Raw genomic sequence first — 17,962 nt, 5'->3', positions numbered from 1 at the left:
AAGCCGGCCTTGTAGGAGCGAAGCTTGCTCGCGAAGGCGTCAGTCCTGACACACCGCATTAACGTTCTTCGCGAGCAAGCTTCGCTCCTACCAAAACAAAAACGGCGTCACCGTGAGTCTGAGGAAATTCGCAATGCTGACCCTCAACATTAACGGCAAGGATCAGGAGCTGGATGTCCCCGCAGACATGCCGCTGCTCTGGGTCCTGCGCGATGTCGCACACCTCACCGGCACCAAATTCGGTTGTGGCATGGCCCAGTGCGGCGCCTGCACCGTACACGTCGATGGTGCGCCACTGCGTTCCTGCATCACGCCGGCCACGGCGGTAGCCAATGGGCAGAAAATCCTCACCATCGAAGGCCTGTCCACCGATGGTTCGCACCCGGTGCAGCAAGCGTGGGCCGAACTCGATGTGGTCCAGTGCGGTTACTGCCAGTCAGGGCAAATCATGTCGGCCGCGGCGCTGCTCGCGAAAATCCCCAAACCCACCGACAGCGACATCGATCAGGCGCTCTCCGGCAACATCTGCCGCTGCGGCACCTACCCAAGAATTCGTGCCGCAGTCAAACGGGCCGCCGAGATCGGTTGATGCCACGTTGGTTGATGGAGACTGAGCAATGAACAGCATCAATCGTCTGTCGCGTCGGGGATTTCTAAAGGGCAGTGCGCTGTTGGGCAGTGGTCTGGTGGTGGCGTTCGTCATTCCCGGCGCCCATCGCTTTGCCCAAGGCGCCGAGAATCAAGGCAACGTGTTCGCGCCCAATGCCTTTTTGCGAATCGGCAATGACAACAGCGTCACGGTGCTGCTTGGCCATTCGGAGATGGGGCAGGGTATCTGGACCGGTCTGACCATGCTGATTGCCGAAGAGCTGGAGGCCGACTGGTCGAAAATCCGCGTCGAACACGCGCCCGCTTCGGCCGCTGACTACGGGCTGCCCGCATTTGGCGGGATGCAGATCACCGGTGGCTCGACGTCGACCTGGATGGAGTTTGACCGCTACCGCCAGGCCGGCGCGGCGGCGCGTTTGATGCTGATCGATGCGGCCGCCAAGCGCTTCAACGTCGCGCCCTCCGAGATCCATACCGAGTCAGGCGTGGTCATTGCCGGTGACCATCGCGCCTCTTACGGTGATCTGGCCGATGACGCTGGCAAGCTGCCGGTGCCTGCTCCGGCCTCGATCAAGCTCAAGGAGTCCAAGGACTGGACACTCATCGGCAAACCGACCAAGCGCCTGGACACACCGGAGAAAATCACCGGCCGCGCCAAGTTCGGCATGGACGTGCAGTTCGACGGGCTGATGACTGCCACGGTCGCGCGCTCGCCGGTGTTCGGTGGCAGCGTCAAATCCTTCGAAGGCGCCGAAGCGCTAGAGATTCCGGGCGTGCACAAAGTCGTGCAGGTGCCCACCGGGGTGGCGGTGATTGCCGATCATTACTGGGCCGCGAAGCTGGGGCGCGACGCGCTGAAAATCGAGTGGGATCTGGGGCCGAACACCGGGCTCGACAGTCAGAAGCTACTGGAAAGCTTCCGCGCACTCGCCGCCACGCCGGGCATTTCGGCCAGCAAGGCGGGCGATGTCACTGCCGCACTGGGCAAGGCGGTCAAGACGATCGACGTCGAGTACAGCGTGCCGTATTTGGCCCACGCGCCGATGGAACCGCTCAATTGCACGGTGAACATCAGCAAGGACACCTGCGAAATCTGGACGGGCACCCAGTTTCAGACGCTGGATCAAATGATTGCAGGGAAAATTACCGGGCTCAAACCTGAGCAGGTCAAGATTCATACCGAATTTCTCGGTGGCGGATTCGGCCGCAGGGCCAATCCGACCTCGGATTTTGTCGCTGAAGCGGTGCAGGTGGCCAAGGCTGCGGGCGCGCCGGTGAAAACGGTGTGGTCGCGGGAGGACGACATTCGCGGTGGCTATTACCGCTCGGCCTTCCTGCATCAGGCACGCATCGGGCTGGGGGCCGACGGTATGCCCATTGCCTGGAAACACATGATGGTCGGGCAGTCGATCATGGACGGCACTGCGTTTGCTGCAACCATGGTCAAGGACGGCGTCGACAAAACCTCGGTCGAAGGCGTCGCCGACAGCCCTTACCTCGAAGACCTGGGCAATCATCAGGTGGAATTGCACTCACCAAAAACCGGGATCAGCGTGTTGTGGCTAAGGTCGGTGGGGCACACTCATACCGGTTTCGTCATGGAATCGCTGATCGATGAAATGGCCGAGGCGGCCGGCAAAGATCCGGTGGAATACCGACGAACCTTACTCAAGGCGCATCCGCGGCACTTGGGTGTGCTGAATCTGGCGGTGGAGAAAGCCAACTGGAACGCGCCGTTACCGGACGGCCATGCGTTGGGTGTGGCGGTGCATGAGTCATTCGGTAGTTACGTGGCCCACGTTGCCGAGGTATCCCAGGACAACCTGGCGATCCGCGTGCACCGGGTGGTGTGTGCGGTGGATTGCGGGATTGCGGTCAACCCGATGAGCATCGCGGCACAAATGGAGTCGTGCATCACCTTCGGCCTCGGATTCACCTTGCACAGCAAGCTGACCTTCAAGGACGGTCAGGTGGTGCAATCCAATTTCCACGACTATCAGGTCCTGCGGCTCAACGAAATGCCAGTGGTCGAAGTGCATATCGTGCCGAGCACCGAAAGGTCCGGCGGCATCGGCGAAGCCGGTGTCCCACCCACAGCGCCAGCAGTCGCCAACGCGGTGTTTGCCCTGACCGGGCAGCGCTTGCGGGAACTGCCCTTGCAACTGTCGGGGGTGTGAGATGAGACGCCATCTGATTCTGGGTGCGGTGGTGTTGGTCGGCCTCGCGGTCTACGCCTCGGAAGTGTTAGCTGACGATAAGGAAGCCTTGAAGGCTTTCGACATCGTGCAGAAAGTCTTCCAGAGCCCGCGCTGCCAGAACTGCCATATCCCCGGTGATTCGCCGTTGCAGTTCGACGCGGGCATTCCCCATGCGATGAACGTGGTGCGTGGCATGGATGGCAAGGGCGCCGCCGGATTGCCCTGTGCCACCTGCCACGCCGAAAACAACCCGCCGGCCAGTTACGGCCCTCATGCCGCACCGGGAGCGCCGCACTGGGGCCTGCCGCCGGCTGCGCACAAAATGGCCTGGATCGGCCTGCCGGCCGACAGGTTGTGTGCCCTGATCAAGGACCACTCCAGCAACGGCGACCGCGATTTCGCGGCGCTGATCAAACATGTGAGCGACGACAAACTGGTGCTGTGGGGCTGGAACCCAGGCGGCAATCGCGCGCCGGTGCCGGTGCCGCACGACATTTTCGTGACTCAATTCAAGCTCTGGGCGGAGGCCGGTGGGCCGTGCCCGGTGACGGGAAGCTGACCAACGGCCCGTAGACAGGGAGTCAAACCCGGTATCGAGGACTCTAAACAACATACCCACCCATGGAGTATGTGATGCTGATCTCAGGCAAACCGCACAAATCAGGTGTACGTGTAGGGACGCCACAACAGGAGCGCGAGCTGCTGCGCGATCTGGCCCGCAAAGCCGAGCAAGCGTTGATCGGGGTGCAGATGGCGAGCATGGATGAGCTGACGCTGCTGCCCAATCGGCACGGTTTCATTGCCTTGGCTCAATTGGGCCTGGACGCCTGCCAACAACTGGGCAGGCCGGCGACGCTGCTGTTCTTCAACCTCGACGAGTTCAAGCGCATCAATTACCTGTTCGGCCGCACCGAGGGCGACAACGCGCTGAAAACCTTTGCCGATGTGCTGCGCATCGGCTTTCGGGAAAGCGATGTGGTCGGGCGGCTGGACGGTGCCACCTTCGTGGCCTTGCTCATAGGGTCCGCTTCAGTGGAAGTCAGCGCAATCAAGGCGCGCCTTGAAGAAATGCTCGATGAGCGCAATGCCATCGCGCATCGCGGGTATGAGATTCGTTTCAGCATTGGGCAGATCGAATATGACCCGGTTCTTCATGGTTCGGTTGAAGAGCTTTTAGATGAGGCAGAGAGGGTAATGAGCCACTAGTGTGGTGTTGAGTCGGCGGGCCCCTTCGCGAGCTGGCTCGCTCCCACACTGATTTTCTGTGATTACATAAATTTGTATGCAACACAAACCCACTGTGGGAGCGAGCCTGCTCGCGAAGGCGGTCGTGCGGATAACACTATTTGGCAAACAACTGCTCAATATCCTTGAACGCCTTGAATTCCAGCGCATTGCCGCACGGATCGAACAGAAACATCGTCGCCTGCTCGCCCACCAGCCCCTTGAAACGAATCCCCGGTTCAATCACGAAACGCGTCTTCAGCGATTGCAACCGCTCGGCCAACGCTTCCCACTGCGCCATGCCCAATACCACGCCGAAATGCGGCACCGGCACGTCGTGGCCATCCACGGCGTTGGTGTGAGCCGCTTCTTGCGAGGCATTTTTTGGCGCGAGATGAATCACCAGTTGATGACCGAAAAAGTTGAAATCGACCCAATGGTCGCTGGAGCGGCCTTCTTCCAGACCGAACACTTCACCATAGAAACTGCGCGCAGCCGCCAGGTCATACACCGGGATGGCCAAATGAAAAGGAGAGAGTTGCATCGAATTGCCTCGCAGTTGTCGGTCGATGGGCTGAGTTTAGCGCTGTGCTTTTTGATTGAAAGACGATAGTTTTTGCGTCGAGCACAAATTATTTCGATTGATCGAGAACGCCATGTTGCGGGAATTGAAGACCTTCATCGCCGTCACCCGTTACGGCACCTTCGCGGCGGCCGGAATGCACATCGGCCTGACTCAGTCGGCAGTCAGCGCGCAGATGCGCAATCTGGAGCACGCATTGGGTATTCGGCTGTTCGACCGCACCGGGCGTCAGGCGATTCTCAATGCGGCGGGGCAACGGGCATTGCCGATGGCCAGGGACATGCTGGAAACCTTCAGCCGAATGGCCGTCTGCGATGACGTTGGCGAATACCGTGGCGAGTTGAAAATCGGCGCCGTGGCGACGGCGCAGACAGGGTTGTTGCCGCAAGCATTGGTTCGATTACGGCAACAAGCGCCGTTGCTGGAGGCGAAACTGGTGCCCGGCGTCTCACTGAACTTGTTGAGCCAGGTCGACACCGGGGAGGTGGATCTGGCGATTCTGATCAAACCGCCGTTCGAGTTGCCCAAGGAGCTGTCGGCGCAGGTCATTCGCCGGGAACCGTTCGTGTTGATTGTGCCGGCGAACCTCGAAGGTGATGACCCCTTGCAGTTGCTGGCACAGCATCCGCATGTGCGCTACGACCGTAATTCATTCGGTGGACGCCTGGTGACACGGTTTTTGCGCGAACAGCACATCGATGTGCAAGTAGCCCTGGAGCTGGATGAGCTGGAAGCCATTGTGAAAATGGTCGAATGCGGCCTGGGTATCTCCTTACTTCCCGAAGCCGGGTTGTGGCTCGAGTATGGCGCGAAGGTCAGAATCATCCGCTTGGGCGAACTGACGTTCAACCGTGAGATCGTCCTGTTACAGCGCTACAGCCAGCGTACACAGCCGATCCAGCAGCTATTTGCTAACTGCCTGACCCAAAGCTGACTAAACACCAACCCCCTGTAGGAGCGAGCTTGCTCGCGATGGTGGTCGGCACACCTCGGTAAATCAGGGGCGCCGCGTTATCGTTAACGCCCATCGCGAGCAAGCTCGCTCCTACAAGGGATCGGCCATAAAAAAACCCGCCTGAAGAGGCGGGTTTTTTAGTTGGCTAGCCGAAGATTACTCTTCGAGGCTGCCCATGGCCGTGGTGTTGAAGCCACCGTCCACGTACATGATTTCACCGCTGATGCCGGACGCCAGGTCCGAGCACAGGAACGCGCCGGCGTTGCCGACTTCGTCGATGGTGACGTTGCGACGCAGCGGCGTTTGCGCTTCGTTGGCGGCCAGCATCTTGCGGAAGTTCTTGATGCCGGAAGCCGCGAGGGTGCGGATCGGGCCAGCCGATACGCAGTTGACGCGGGTGCCGTCCGGGCCCAGGGAGCCGGCCAGGTAACGCACGCCAGCTTCCAGGGAAGCCTTGGCCATGCCCATGACGTTGTAGTTTGGCATGGTGCGCTCGGCGCCCAGGTACGACAGGGTCAGCAGGCTGCCGTTGCGGCCTTTCATCATTTCGCGACCAGCCTTGGCCAGGGCCACGAAGCTGTAGGCGCTGATGTCGTGAGCGATGCGGAAACCTTCACGGGTGGTGGCTTCAGTGAAGTCGCCGTCCAGTTGGTCGCCCGGCGCGAAGCCAACGGAGTGCACGATGCAATCCAGGCCGTCCCACTTCTTGCCCAGCTCGACGAAGACCTTGGCGATTTCTTCATCGCTGGCCACGTCGCACGGGAAGCACAGGTCCGGGTTGGAACCCCAGCTTTGTGCGAACTCTTCGACACGACCTTTCAGTTTGTCGTTCTGATAAGTGAAGGCAAGCTCAGCGCCCTCGCGATGCATGGCGGCAGCGATGCCGGATGCGATGGACAGCTTGCTGGCGACACCGACGATCAGTACGCGCTTACCGGCGAGAAAACCCATGTGTTGCTCCTCTCTTTCAGGTTATTGCGCAGTGGCTGGTGCCAGAAAAGCGGCTTCCAGCAACTGCTGTGTATACGGATGTTGGGGGGCGGCAAAGATACTTTGCGCGTCTCCCTGTTCGACCACTTGGCCATGCTTGACCACCATCAGCTGGTGGCTCAGCGCTTTGACGACAGCCAGGTCATGGCTGATAAACAGGTACGTCAGGTTGTACTTGGTTTGCAGTGAACGCAGTAGCTCCACCACTTGGCGTTGCACTGTCCGGTCGAGGGCCGAAGTCGGCTCGTCCAGCAGAATCAACGCCGGTTTTAACACCAGTGCCCGGGCAATGGCGATTCTCTGCCGTTGCCCGCCGGAAAATTCGTGGGGGTAGCGGTTCCGGGTTTCCGGATCCAGGCCTACCTCCTTGAGTGCCGCAATAATCGCTTGTTCCTGTTCCGCCTCGGTGCCCATCTTATGGATCCGCAGGCCTTCGCCAACGATCTGGCTGACGGACATCCGCGGGCTCAGGCTGCCAAACGGGTCCTGAAACACCACCTGCATCTCCCGGCGCAGCGGTCGAACCTGTTGCTGCGTCAGGCAGTCTAGCTGTTTGCCTTCAAAATGGATCGCGCCTTTGCTGCCAATCAACCGCAAAATCGCCAAACCCAGTGTCGACTTGCCGGAACCGCTTTCTCCCACAATCCCCAGGGTCTGGCCCTGGGGCAGGCTGAAATTGATGCCGTCTACCGCTTTGACGTAATCCACCGTGGTTTTGAGAAAGCCTTTTTTGATCGGGAACCAGACTTTCAGGTCCTCGACTTGCAGCAAGGGCGGGCCAATCACATTGGTCGCCGGCTTGCCGCTGGGCTCCGCTGCCAGCAATTCCCGAGTGTACGGATGCTGCGGCGCGCGGAACAGCTCTTCGCACGATGCCTGTTCGACGATGCAACCTCGCTGCATGACACATACGCGATGCGCAATTCTTCGCACAAGGTTCAAATCGTGACTGATCAGTAGCAATGCCATGCCCAGGCGGGCCTGCAATTCCTTGAGCAATTCGAGGATTTTCAACTGTACGGTGACGTCCAGAGCGGTGGTCGGCTCGTCGGCAATCAGCAATTCCGGTTCGTTGGCCAGGGCCATGGCGATCATCACCCGCTGGCGCTGACCACCGGACAACTCGTGCGGCAGGGCCTTGAGGCGTTTATGCGGTTCTGGAATACCGACCAGTTCCAGCAATTCCAGCGTACGTTTGGTCGCTACTTTACCGACCAGGCCTTTGTGAATGCTCAGTACCTCGTTGATCTGCTTTTCAATCGAGTGCAGCGGATTCAGCGAGGTCATCGGCTCCTGAAAGATCATCGCGATCCGGTTACCGCGGATGTGGCGGATGGTTTTCTCTTTCAGGCTCAGCAGGTTTTGCCCGGAATATTCGATGGTCCCGGACGGGTGCCGGGCGAGCGGGTAGGGCAACAAACGCAGGATCGAGTGGGCGGTGACCGATTTGCCGGAACCACTTTCGCCCACCAGCGCCAGGGTTTCACCGCGCTTGATGTCGAAACTGACGCCCTCGACGACTCGCTGGCAGCGGTCACCGACGACGAATTCGACGGCCAGGTCGCGCACTTCGATCAGATTGTCCTGATTCATTTCACTTCCTCGGGTCGAAGGCATCGCGAGCGGACTCGCCGATGAACACCAGCAAACTCAACATCAACGCCAGCACGGCAAACGCGCTCATGCCGAGCCAAGGCGCCTGCAAGTTGGATTTGCCCTGCGCCACCAGCTCGCCGAGAGACGGCGCGCCGGGCGGCAGGCCGAAGCCGAGGAAATCCAGGGCGGTCAGGGTGCCGATAGCGCCGGTCAGGATGAACGGCATGAAGGTCATGGTCGAGACCATCGCATTGGGCAGAATATGGCGGAACATGATCGCACCGTTCTGCATCCCCAGCGCCCTGGCCGCGCGTACATATTCGAGGTTGCGTCCGCGCAGGAACTCGGCGCGGACCACATCCACCAGGCTCATCCAGGAAAACAGCAACATGATCCCCAGCAGCCACCAGAAATTGGGCTGCACGAAGCTGGCCAGAATGATCAGCAGATACAGCACCGGCAGGCCGGACCAGATTTCCAGAAACCGCTGCCCGGCCAGGTCGACCCAGCCGCCATAGAAACCCTGCAAGGCCCCGGCGATCACACCGATGATCGAGCTAAGGATGGTCAGCGTCAGGGCAAACAATACTGAAATCCGGAAGCCGTAGATCACCCGGGCCAGTACATCGCGCCCCTGATCGTCAGTGCCCAGCAAGTTGTCGGCCGAGGGCGGCCCGGGTGCAGGCACTTTCAGGTCATAGTTGATGCTTTGGTAGCTGAACGGAATGGGCGCCCACAGCACCCAGGCGTCTTTGGCCTTGAGCAGTTCGCGGATGTACGGGCTCTTGTAGTTGGCTTCCAGCGGGAATTCGCCGCCGAAAGTGGTTTCCGGGTAGCGCTTGAGGGCCGGGAAGTACCAGCTGTTGTCGTAGTGCACCACCAGCGGTTTGTCGTTGGCGATCAACTCGGCGCCGAGACTGGCACCGAACAGCACCAAAAACAGCCACAACGACCACCAGCCTCGCTTGTTGGCTTTAAACAGTTCGAGACGGCGTCGATTGAGCGGGGACAGGTTCATCTCAATGCTCCCGGTTTTCGAAGTCGATGCGCGGATCCACCAGGGTGTACGTGAGGTCGCCGATCAATTTCACCACCAACCCTAACAATGTGAAGATAAACAGCGTGCCAAAGACCACCGGGTAATCACGGTTGATCGCCGCTTCAAAGCTCATCAAGCCCATGCCATCCAGCGAGAAGATCACTTCGACCAGCAGCGAGCCGGTGAAGAAAATCCCGATGAACGCCGAAGGGAAACCGGCGATCACCAGCAGCATCGCATTGCGGAACACATGGCCGTAGAGCACTCGATGCTGGGTCAGGCCCTTGGCCTTGGCGGTCACCACGTACTGTTTATTGATTTCGTCGAGGAAGCTGTTCTTGGTCAGCAGGGTCATGGTTGCGAAGTTGCCGATCACCAGCGCGGTCACGGGTAACGCGAGGTGCCAGAAGTAATCGAGCACCTTGGCGCCCATGCTCAGCTCGTCGAAGTTGTTCGAGGTCAGGCCCCTTAGCGGGAACCAGTTGAAATAACTGCCTCCAGCGAAGACGACGATCAACAGAATGGCGAACAGAAACGCCGGGATCGCGTAACCGACAATGATCAACGAACTGGTCCAGACGTCGAAATGGCTGCCGTGTCGGGTGGCCTTGGCGATCCCCAGCGGTATCGACACCAGGTACATGATCAGCGTGCTCCACAACCCGAGCGAGATCGACACCGGCAACTTTTCCTTGATCAGGTCGATGACCTTGGCGTCGCGGAAGAAGCTGTCGCCAAAATCCAGGGTGGCGTAGTTCTTGACCATGATCCACAAGCGTTCCGGTGCCGATTTGTCGAAGCCGTACATGTGCTCGATTTCTTTCACCAGCGTCGGGTCCAGGCCCTGCGCACCGCGATAGGTGGACCCGGCCACAGAGACTTCGGCGCCGCCACCGGCGATGCGGCTGGTGGCGCCTTCAAAGCCCTCGAGCTTGGCGATCATTTGTTCCACCGGCCCACCGGGGGCCGCCTGGATGATCACGAAGTTGATCAGCAGAATGCCGAACAACGTCGGGATGATCAGCAGCAGTCGCCGAAAAATATATGCCAGCATCTGATTACTCCGTGCCCGCAGGGTCGACTTGCAGTTTGGTTTCGATCTCTATCGCCGGCGTGACGTTGGGTTTGATCCACCAGGTGGCAATACCGATGTCGTACGTGGGCGAGATTTTCGGATGGCCGATGTGGTTCCAATAAGCGACCCGCCATGTCTTGATGTGCCAGTTGGGGACCACGTAATAGCCCCATTGCAGCACGCGGTCCAGTGCGCGGGCGTGGGCCACCAGGCTTTTGCGCGAGTCAGCGTTGATCAATTGCTCGACCAACTCATCCACCACCGGGTCCTTCAAACCCATGGAGTTGCGGCTGCCGGGTTTGTCGGCGGCAGCAGACATCCAGAATTCGCGCTGTTCGTTACCCGGCGAGTTGGACTGCGGGAAGCTGCCGACGATCATGTCGAAGTCCCGTGAACGCACGCGGTTGATGTATTGCGAAACGTCGACCCGACGGATAACCAGGTCGATGCCCAGGTCGCTGAGATTGCGCTTGAACGGCAACAGCACACGCTCGAATTCGGTCTGGGCCAGCAGGAATTCGAGGGTGACGGGTTTGCCGGTGGTGTCGACCATCTTGTCGTCGACGATCCGCCAGCCGGCCTCTTGCAGTAATTGATAGGCCTTGCGTTGCTGGGTGCGGATCATGCCGCTGGCGTCGGTCACCGGGTTCTGGAACGCCTCGCTAAACACCTGTTCGGGGATCTTGCCGCGGAACGGATCGAGAATCGCCAGCTGATCGGCGTCCGGAAAACCGGTGGCGGCCATCTCCGAGTTCTCGAAATAGCTACGGGTGCGCACGTAGGCGCCGTTGAACAGTTGCTTGTTAGTCCATTCGAAATCCAGCAACAGGGTCAGCGCCTGGCGCACGCGCACGTCCTGGAACACCGGGCGACGCAGGTTGAATACGAAACCTTGCATGCCGGTCGGGTTGCCGTTCGGGATCTGTTCCTTGATCAACCGGCCTTCGGTCACCGCCGGGATGTTGTAGGCGTTGGCCCAGTTCTTCGCGGTCATCTCCAGCCAATAATCGAACTGCCCGGCCTTGAACGCTTCCAGCGCCACGGTGTTGTCGCGATAGTAGTCGGTGGTCATCACATCAAAGTTGTAGAACCCACGGTTCACCGGCAGGTCCTTGCCCCAGTAGTCCTTGACCCGCTCATAACGCACCGAACGCCCGGCCTTCACCTGGCTGACCTTGTAAGGGCCGCTGCCCAGCGGTATTTCCAGATTGCCCTTGGTGAAATCGCGCGTGGCCCACCAATGCTTGGGGAGCACCGGCAACTGGCCCAGGATCAATGGCAGCTCACGGTTGTTGTTGTGCTTGAATTTGAACAGCACCGTGAGCGGGTCTTCAGCGATCACTTGATCGACGTCGTTGTAGTAACCGCGGTACATCGGCGCGCCGTCCTTGATCAAGGTCTGAAAGCTGAACACCACGTCTTCGGCGCGTATCGGATGACCGTCGTGGAAGCGGGCTTCGGGGCGCAGGTAGAAACGCACCCAGCTGTTGTCCGGGGCTTTCTCGATCTTGCCGGCGACCAGTCCGTACTCGGTGAACGGTTCATCGAGGCCTTGTTTGGCCAGGGTGTCGTAGATCATGCCGACGTCGTCGGCCGCGACGCCCTTGCTGATGAAGGGGTTGAGGCTGTCGAAGCCGCCGAAACCGGCCTGACGGAAGATCCCGCCTTTGGGGGCGTCCGGGTTCACGTAGTCAAAGTGCTTGAAGTCGGCCGGGTATTTCGGCGGCTCGTTGTAGAGGGTCAGGGCATTCTGCGGGGCGGCGCAGGCCAGCCCGGCGAACAGCAGACCGCTGGCCTGCAGGAGCAGGGCGCGTACGGTTTTCATTGATCTTTCTCCGAAGATTTCAGCCACCACGCGCTGAGACCCAGGGTATAGGGCGGCGTGGTGACGAAGGCTAACCGGTTGCGGTAGGCCAGGCGGTGATAATTGAGGTACCAATTGGGAATGATGTAGTGCTGCCACAACAACACCCGGTCCAGGGCTTTGCCGGCGGCGACTTGTTCATCGCGGGTCTGGGCGGCGAGTAATTGGTCGAGCAACTGGTCGACCACCGGGTTGGCGATGCCCGCGTAGTTTTTGCTGCCCTTGACCCCGACCTGACTGGAATGGAAGTACTGCCATTGCTCCAGGCCCGGGCTTAGAGTCTGGTTGAGGGTCATCAGGATCATGTCGAAATCGAATTGATCGAGGCGCTGCTTGTATTGGGCGCGATCGACCGTGCGCAACCGCGCGTCGATACCGATGCTCACGAGGTTCTCGACGTAAGGTTGAAGAATCCGCTCCAGGTTCGGGTTGACCAGCAGAATTTCCACCTGCAACGGCTGGCCCGCAGTGTTCTGCAGTCGCTGACCGTTGAGCTTCCAGCCGGCCTCGGCAAGCAGGCTCACGGCCTTGCGCAGGGTTTGCCGGGGGATGCCGCGCCCTTGGGTCTGCGGCAGGCTGAACGGCTCGGTGAACAGCCTGGCGGGTAACTGCTCGCGATACGGCTTGAGCATCAGCCATTCCTGGCCGACCGGCAGGCCGGTGGCGGAGAACTCACTGTTGGGGTAGTAACTCAAGGCGCGTTCGTAAGCGCCGCTGAACAGCGTGCGGTTGGTCCACTCGAAGTCGAACATCAGCCCCAGGGCTTCCCGGACCTTGACGTTGGAGAAGGTCGGGCGACGGCTGTTCATGAACAGGCCCTGGCTCTGGGTCGGAATCTGATGCGGGATCTGTGCCTTGATCACGTCGCCACGGGTGACGGCGGGGAAGCTGTAGCCGTTATCCCAATTCTTCGCCTGATGTTCGATGTAGATGTCAAATTCGCCCGCTTTGAAGGCTTCGAACGCGACGTCGCTGTCACGGTAGAACTCGACCTCCATGCGATCGAAGTTGTACTTGCCACGATTGACCGCCAAGTCCTTGCCCCAGTAATCCTTGACGCGTTCAAATACGATTTGTCGTCCGGGCGTTACCGAGGTGATGCGATACGGCCCGCTGCCCAGTGGCGGCTCGAACGTGGTGGCCTTGAAGTCGCGACCTTTCCAGTAATGCTGCGGCAGTACCGGCAACTCGCCCAGGCGCAGGATCTGCAGCGGATTGCCGGCGTGCTTGAAGACAAAGCGAATGCGCAGGGGGTTGAGGATATCGACCCGCGACACCTCCTGAAGACTGGTGCGGTACTGCGGATGACCTTCCTTGAGCAGCAAGCGGTAGGAAAACGCGACGTCGTACGCGGTAATCGGCGTGCCATCGTGGAACCGTGCTTCGGGGCGCAGGTTGAACACCACCCAGCTGCGGTCCTCACTGTATTCCACCGATTGGGCGATCAGGCCATAGCTGGACGTCGGTTCGTCACCGGAAGGTGCGTACTGACCGGTGCCGACCATCAGGGGTTCGTTGAGTTCGTTGATGCCGTATTGCAGGAAATTGGGGGTCGAAACGGGGCTCGAGCCCTTGAGCGTGTAAGGGTTGAGCGTATCGAAGGTGCCAAACGCCATCACCCGCAACGTTCCGCCCTTCGGCGCTTGCGGGTTGACCCAGTCGAAGTGGGTAAATCTGGCCGGGTACTTGAGCGTGCCGAATTGCGCGTAACCATGGCTTTCGCTGATCGTCGCACTCGCGGGGGAGCTCAAGGCCAGGCTGATCAGGAGCAGGAGGAGGGGACGCTTCAAGTCAGAGATCCGATCCAGGCGGCTTGGGCTTTATGGACCGTACAGTAACAGCTTGTTTGGACAGGAAAAAGACAGGGGCTTAATGCGCTGTTAATAGCGCAGGCGGATGCCTTGTAGCAGCTGGCGAAGCCTGCGTTCGGCTGTGTGTAGGAGCGAGCTTGCTCGCGATGGTCGTCCAGCCACAGAAAATGTGTCGGATGTTCCATCTTCGCGAGCAAGCTCGCTCCTACCCCCCCCCCCCCCCCGAACGCAGGCTTCGCCAGCTGCTACAGGGAGTTGAGCTGCTTAGCGGGCAAAAAAAAACCCTGAAATCAGGGGGTTCTCTTAGTGCGGGGAGTAAACCGTCAACATCTGCCCCGGCTTCAACGCCTGGCCAACCCGAGGATTCCAGCGCTTGAGGTGTTGCATCTCGACATTGAAGCGCTTGGCGACCATGTACAGCGAGTCGCCTTGCTGGACTTTGTATTGGGTCTGCGGCTTCTTTTTGTCGGCTTTGCTGTTAGCCGCCACAACGGTGTTGACTCGACCGCTGTTGCGTTTGGTCGTGTCCCGCATCACCAGCGTCTGGCCCACCTTGAGCTCCTTGCCGGACAGTTTGTTCCAGCGCTGCAGATCCTTGATATCGACTTTGTTTGCTTTGGCAATGGTGCCCAGGTTGTCGCCACGCTTAACGCGGTAGGCGCGTTTGACGCTGGCGACTGCGGATTCGTCGGCGCCTTCGAATACGGGTTTGAGCGGCTTCTTGCTGATCAAATCCTCAGGACGCATGGTCGAGAGGCTCGCGGTCAGCAACTGTGCCTTGGACGTTGGCACCAGCAAATGCTGGGGACCGTCGATGGTGGTGCGCTGTTTGAAGGCCGGGTTGAGCTGGAACAGCTCGTCTTCGTCGATGTTGGCCACCTCGGCAACCTTGGACAGGTCCATGCGCTGGTTGATTTCGACGACCTGGAAATACGGTTGGTTGGCAATCGGGCTGAGGTTCACCCCGTAGGCTTCCGGCGCCAGCACCACTTGCGAGAGTGCCAGCAGCTTCGGCACATAGGCCTGGGTTTCGGCAGGCAGCGGCAGGTTCCAGTAGTCGGTCGGCAGGCCGAGCTTTTCATTACGCTCGATGGCGCGGCTGACGGTGCCTTCACCGGCGTTGTAGGCCGCGAGGGCCAACAGCCAGTCACCGTTGAACATGTCGTGCAGGCGGGTCAGGTAATCCATCGCCGCAGTGGTCGAGGCGGTGATATCGCGACGGCCATCATAGAAACGGGTTTGACGCAGGTTGTAGTAACGCCCGGTGGACGGGATGAATTGCCAAAGACCCACTGCATCGGCCCGGGAATAGGCCATCGGGTTGTAGGCGCTTTCAATCACTGGCAGCAGCGCCAGCTCCAGCGGCATGTTGCGTTCTTCAAGGCGTTCGATGATGTAGTGAATGTACAGGCTGCCGCGTTCGCCGGCGTTTTCGAGAAAGGACGGATTACTGGCGAACCACAGGCGCTGTTGTTCGATGCGCGGGTTGACGCCCAGGCCGTCCTGCAACTGGAAGCCCTGGCGCATGCGCTCCCAGACATCCTGGGCTAATTGCGGGCTTGGTTTTTCGCTGAGCCATACAGGTTTTTGCTTGGCTCGAGCCGCGATGTTCGGCGTGTGTGCCGCGTCGGTTTGCGGAACATGGCTCGAGCAGCCCGCCAATGTGGCGGACACAGCCACCGCGATGGCTTGAGCCAGGCGGGTCAATGCGTCTGAATTGATGGCTTTACGAATAGATGACGACATTGGCTGGAAGTAAGTTCCGGGCAAAAATGTCGGGCGATTCTAGAAAGCGTACCCCCTGCGGTCAACCATTCAGAATTTTTGGACCCTTACGCAAACTACTTAGAACTTATCTTTCCAAGCGCGTAGGGCAGCAAAAACCGCACTCGGAGCCCGGTTATTGGTACCCGTCCGTTCGTCCGCTTTTTCTTTAACAGATGTTTCGCCAGTACGCAAAAACGGGTTTGTCAGCTTTTCGAGGCCGATGCTGGAAGGCAGCGTGATGATTCCGGCTTCCCGTTCGCGGGTGACTTTTTCGAGGCGAGCCGCGGTATCGGTGTTGCCCGGTTCGACCGCCGCGGCGAAGCGCAGATTGCTCAGGGTGTATTCATGCGTGCAGTAGACCCGCGTCTCTTCAGGAAGCGCCGCGAGGCGTGTCAGCGAGGTGTACATTTGTTCGGGTGTCCCTTCAAACAACCGCCCACAACCGGCGGCGAACAGGGTGTCACCGCAAAATAGCAGCCCGTGATGATAGAAGGCGATATGACCCAGGGTGTGGCCGGGTACGGCAATGACGTCAAAGTCACAGCCCAGCACACTGATTCGGTCGTTGTCCTTGAGGGCAATGTCCCGCGCCGGGATGGTTTCGCTGGCGGGGCCATAGACTTGCGCGTCTGTCGCTTTTTTCAGCTGCTCGACACCACCGACATGATCATGATGGTGATGAGTGATCAGAATATCGCTCAACACCCATTCCGGGTTGGCCTTGAGCCAGGCCAGCACTGGCGCGGCATCGCCCGGATCGACCACTGCACAGCGCCGGGAAAGGGGATCTTGTAACAACCAGATGTAGTTGTCGGTAAAGGCGGGCAGGGCACTGATCTGTATCATCGTCGGATTCGCCAAGCGGAAAACAATGGTGCATCTTAGAGCTTCCTGGCGCGTTGGAGAATGCAATGACCGATAAAGCGTTCGCTCAGGCCGATCCTGACTGGCTGGCGTTGATCAGCGCGGCACGTGAGTGGCTGTCCGGCCCTCTCGGGCAATTTTTGCTGGATGAAGAACGGCGCATGCTCGAAGGCGAGCTGGGGCGTTTTTTTGGCGGCTATCTGGTGCATTACGGTCCGTCGGCCCAGACACCGCCCTCGGCGCCGCAGGTGCAGCGCAATGTGCGGCTTGGCGCACCCTTGCCGGGGGTCGAGATTGTTTGCGAAGAGCAGGCCTGGCCTTTAAGCGAGCACGCGGCCGATGTGGTGGTGTTGCAGCATGGGCTGGATTTCTGCCTGTCACCCCACGGTTTGCTGCGTGAAGCAGCCAGCAGCGTGCGGCCCGGCGGGCACCTTGTCATCATTGGCATCAATCCCTGGAGCAGTTGGGGTTTGCGGCATGTGTTTGCCCATGATGCCTTGCGCAAGGCGCGCTGTATTTCCCCCTCCCGGGTCAGCGACTGGCTGAACCTGCTGGGCTTCGCGCTGGAGAAACGCCGCTTCGGGTGCTATCGTCCGCCGATTGCGTCACCCGCCTGGCAAGCCCGTCTGGCCGGTTGGGAACGCAAGGCCGGCGAATGGCAATTGTCTGGCGGCGGCTTCTATTTATTGGTGGCGCGCAAGATCGTAGTAGGCCTGCGGCCGGTCCGCCAGGTGCGGCGCGAACCGATGGGCAAGCTGATTCCATTGCCGATGGCCAAGGTCAACCGTCGCCATATCGAGCCGTAAAACACTTTTTGTATTCCCGGCCGGGATTGCCCCGGCCTCGGGCATCGTCGGTCACCGATCGACGAGCCACCGCATTTTCTGGATAGATTGGCATGAGCGATAGCGTAGAACTCTTCACTGACGGCGCCTGCAAAGGCAACCCTGGCCCTGGCGGTTGGGGCGCATTGCTGGTGTGCAAGGGTGTTGAAAAAGAACTCTGGGGCGGCGAAGCCAACACCACCAACAACCGCATGGAACTGATGGGCGCAATCCGCGGCCTGGAAGAGCTCAAGCGCTCTTGCGACGTGTTGCTGGTCACCGACTCGCAGTACGTGATGAAAGGCATCAACGAGTGGATGGACAACTGGAAGAAGCGCGGCTGGAAAACAGCAGCGAAAGAGCCGGTGAAAAACGCCGATTTGTGGAAGTTGCTCGACGAGCAGGTCAATCGCCACAACGTCACCTGGAAATGGGTGCGCGGGCACATTGGCCATCACGGCAACGAGCGTGCGGATCAACTCGCCAACCGTGGCGTGGATGAAGTTCGCGGTTACAAGCAGGCCTGATTTCGACTCTGCCGATGTACCGCGTCGCCGCCATTC

General features: G+C 59.7%; 16 protein-coding genes. 7 read left to right on the top strand and 9 right to left on the bottom strand.

What is annotated here, in order from left to right; translation table 11 throughout:
* Positions 1-133 precede the first annotated feature (133 nt).
* The 4 genes from AC1MDT_RS09005 (at position 134) to AC1MDT_RS08990 (ending at position 4,013) form a co-directional block, all read left to right on the top strand.
* Positions 134-589 (top strand): (2Fe-2S)-binding protein, encoded by a 456-nt coding sequence (locus AC1MDT_RS09005; protein WP_310264818.1) that lies wholly within the window; start codon positions 134-136, stop codon positions 587-589.
* A gap of 28 nt (positions 590-617) precedes the next feature.
* The gene (locus AC1MDT_RS09000) at positions 618-2,786 is read left to right on the top strand and encodes a xanthine dehydrogenase family protein molybdopterin-binding subunit (RefSeq protein WP_480421687.1); all 2,169 of its coding nucleotides are present in this window, start codon (positions 618-620) and stop codon (positions 2,784-2,786) included.
* A gap of 1 nt (position 2,787) precedes the next feature.
* A complete protein-coding gene (locus AC1MDT_RS08995; RefSeq protein WP_480421686.1) occupies positions 2,788-3,366 on the top strand; it encodes a hypothetical protein in 579 nt (192 codons plus the stop codon).
* A gap of 74 nt (positions 3,367-3,440) precedes the next feature.
* Positions 3,441-4,013, top strand: coding sequence for a GGDEF domain-containing protein (locus tag AC1MDT_RS08990; protein ID WP_480421685.1), 573 nt, complete (start codon positions 3,441-3,443; stop codon positions 4,011-4,013).
* A 136-nt stretch (positions 4,014-4,149) separates the two neighbouring features.
* Here the strand turns inward: AC1MDT_RS08990 and AC1MDT_RS08985 are convergent, their stop codons facing one another.
* Positions 4,150-4,575: a VOC family protein gene (locus AC1MDT_RS08985; protein WP_480421684.1), complete on the bottom strand. Its 426-nt coding sequence runs from the start codon at positions 4,573-4,575 to the stop codon at positions 4,150-4,152.
* A gap of 112 nt (positions 4,576-4,687) precedes the next feature.
* Here AC1MDT_RS08985 and AC1MDT_RS08980 point away from each other — a divergent pair, with 112 nt between their 5' ends.
* Positions 4,688-5,548 carry a LysR family transcriptional regulator gene (locus tag AC1MDT_RS08980; protein ID WP_480421683.1) on the top strand — a complete coding sequence of 287 codons (861 nt, stop codon included), beginning with the start codon at positions 4,688-4,690 and terminating at the stop codon, positions 5,546-5,548.
* A 177-nt stretch (positions 5,549-5,725) separates the two neighbouring features.
* Here the strand turns inward: AC1MDT_RS08980 and fabI are convergent, their stop codons facing one another.
* The 8 genes from fabI to gloB all read right to left on the bottom strand — a co-directional run bounded on the left by fabI (position 5,726) and on the right by gloB (position 16,557).
* Complete coding sequence (fabI, locus tag AC1MDT_RS08975; protein WP_008152082.1) at positions 5,726-6,520, bottom strand: enoyl-ACP reductase FabI; 795 nt, start codon at positions 6,518-6,520, stop codon at positions 5,726-5,728.
* Between the two features lie 21 nt (positions 6,521-6,541).
* A complete protein-coding gene (locus tag AC1MDT_RS08970) occupies positions 6,542-8,152 on the bottom strand; it encodes an ABC transporter ATP-binding protein (protein ID WP_480421682.1) in 1,611 nt (536 codons plus the stop codon).
* Position 8,153: 1 nt separating this feature from the next.
* Positions 8,154-9,173 (bottom strand): ABC transporter permease, encoded by a 1,020-nt coding sequence (locus AC1MDT_RS08965; protein WP_480421681.1) that lies wholly within the window; start codon positions 9,171-9,173, stop codon positions 8,154-8,156.
* 1 nt (position 9,174) lies between these two features.
* Complete coding sequence (locus AC1MDT_RS08960) at positions 9,175-10,248, bottom strand: microcin C ABC transporter permease YejB (RefSeq protein ID WP_480421680.1); 1,074 nt, start codon at positions 10,246-10,248, stop codon at positions 9,175-9,177.
* 4 nt (positions 10,249-10,252) lie between these two features.
* Positions 10,253-12,094 carry an extracellular solute-binding protein gene (locus AC1MDT_RS08955; protein ID WP_480421679.1) on the bottom strand — a complete coding sequence of 614 codons (1,842 nt, stop codon included), beginning with the start codon at positions 12,092-12,094 and terminating at the stop codon, positions 10,253-10,255.
* Positions 12,091-13,923 (bottom strand): extracellular solute-binding protein, encoded by a 1,833-nt coding sequence (locus AC1MDT_RS08950; protein ID WP_480421678.1) that lies wholly within the window; start codon positions 13,921-13,923, stop codon positions 12,091-12,093. The genes AC1MDT_RS08955 and AC1MDT_RS08950 overlap by 4 nt, the downstream gene beginning before the upstream one ends.
* Positions 13,924-14,247: 324 nt before the next feature.
* On the bottom strand, positions 14,248-15,690 hold the full coding sequence (locus tag AC1MDT_RS08945) for a transglycosylase SLT domain-containing protein (RefSeq protein ID WP_480421677.1): 1,443 nt from the start codon (positions 15,688-15,690) through the stop codon (positions 14,248-14,250).
* A 99-nt stretch (positions 15,691-15,789) separates the two neighbouring features.
* A complete protein-coding gene (gloB, locus tag AC1MDT_RS08940; protein ID WP_480422734.1) occupies positions 15,790-16,557 on the bottom strand; it encodes a hydroxyacylglutathione hydrolase in 768 nt (255 codons plus the stop codon).
* 65 nt (positions 16,558-16,622) lie between these two features.
* Here gloB and AC1MDT_RS08935 point away from each other — a divergent pair, with 65 nt between their 5' ends.
* Complete coding sequence (locus AC1MDT_RS08935) at positions 16,623-17,381, top strand: class I SAM-dependent methyltransferase (RefSeq protein ID WP_480421676.1); 759 nt, start codon at positions 16,623-16,625, stop codon at positions 17,379-17,381.
* Positions 17,382-17,473: 92 nt separating this feature from the next.
* Entirely contained in the window at positions 17,474-17,926 is a 453-nt protein-coding gene (gene rnhA / locus AC1MDT_RS08930; RefSeq protein WP_008028618.1) for a ribonuclease HI, read from the top strand.
* Positions 17,927-17,962: the final 36 nt, after the last annotated feature.

Source organism: Pseudomonas sp. ASL7 (assembly GCF_056680375.1).
This window is presented reverse-complemented; position numbering and strand designations above follow the sequence as displayed.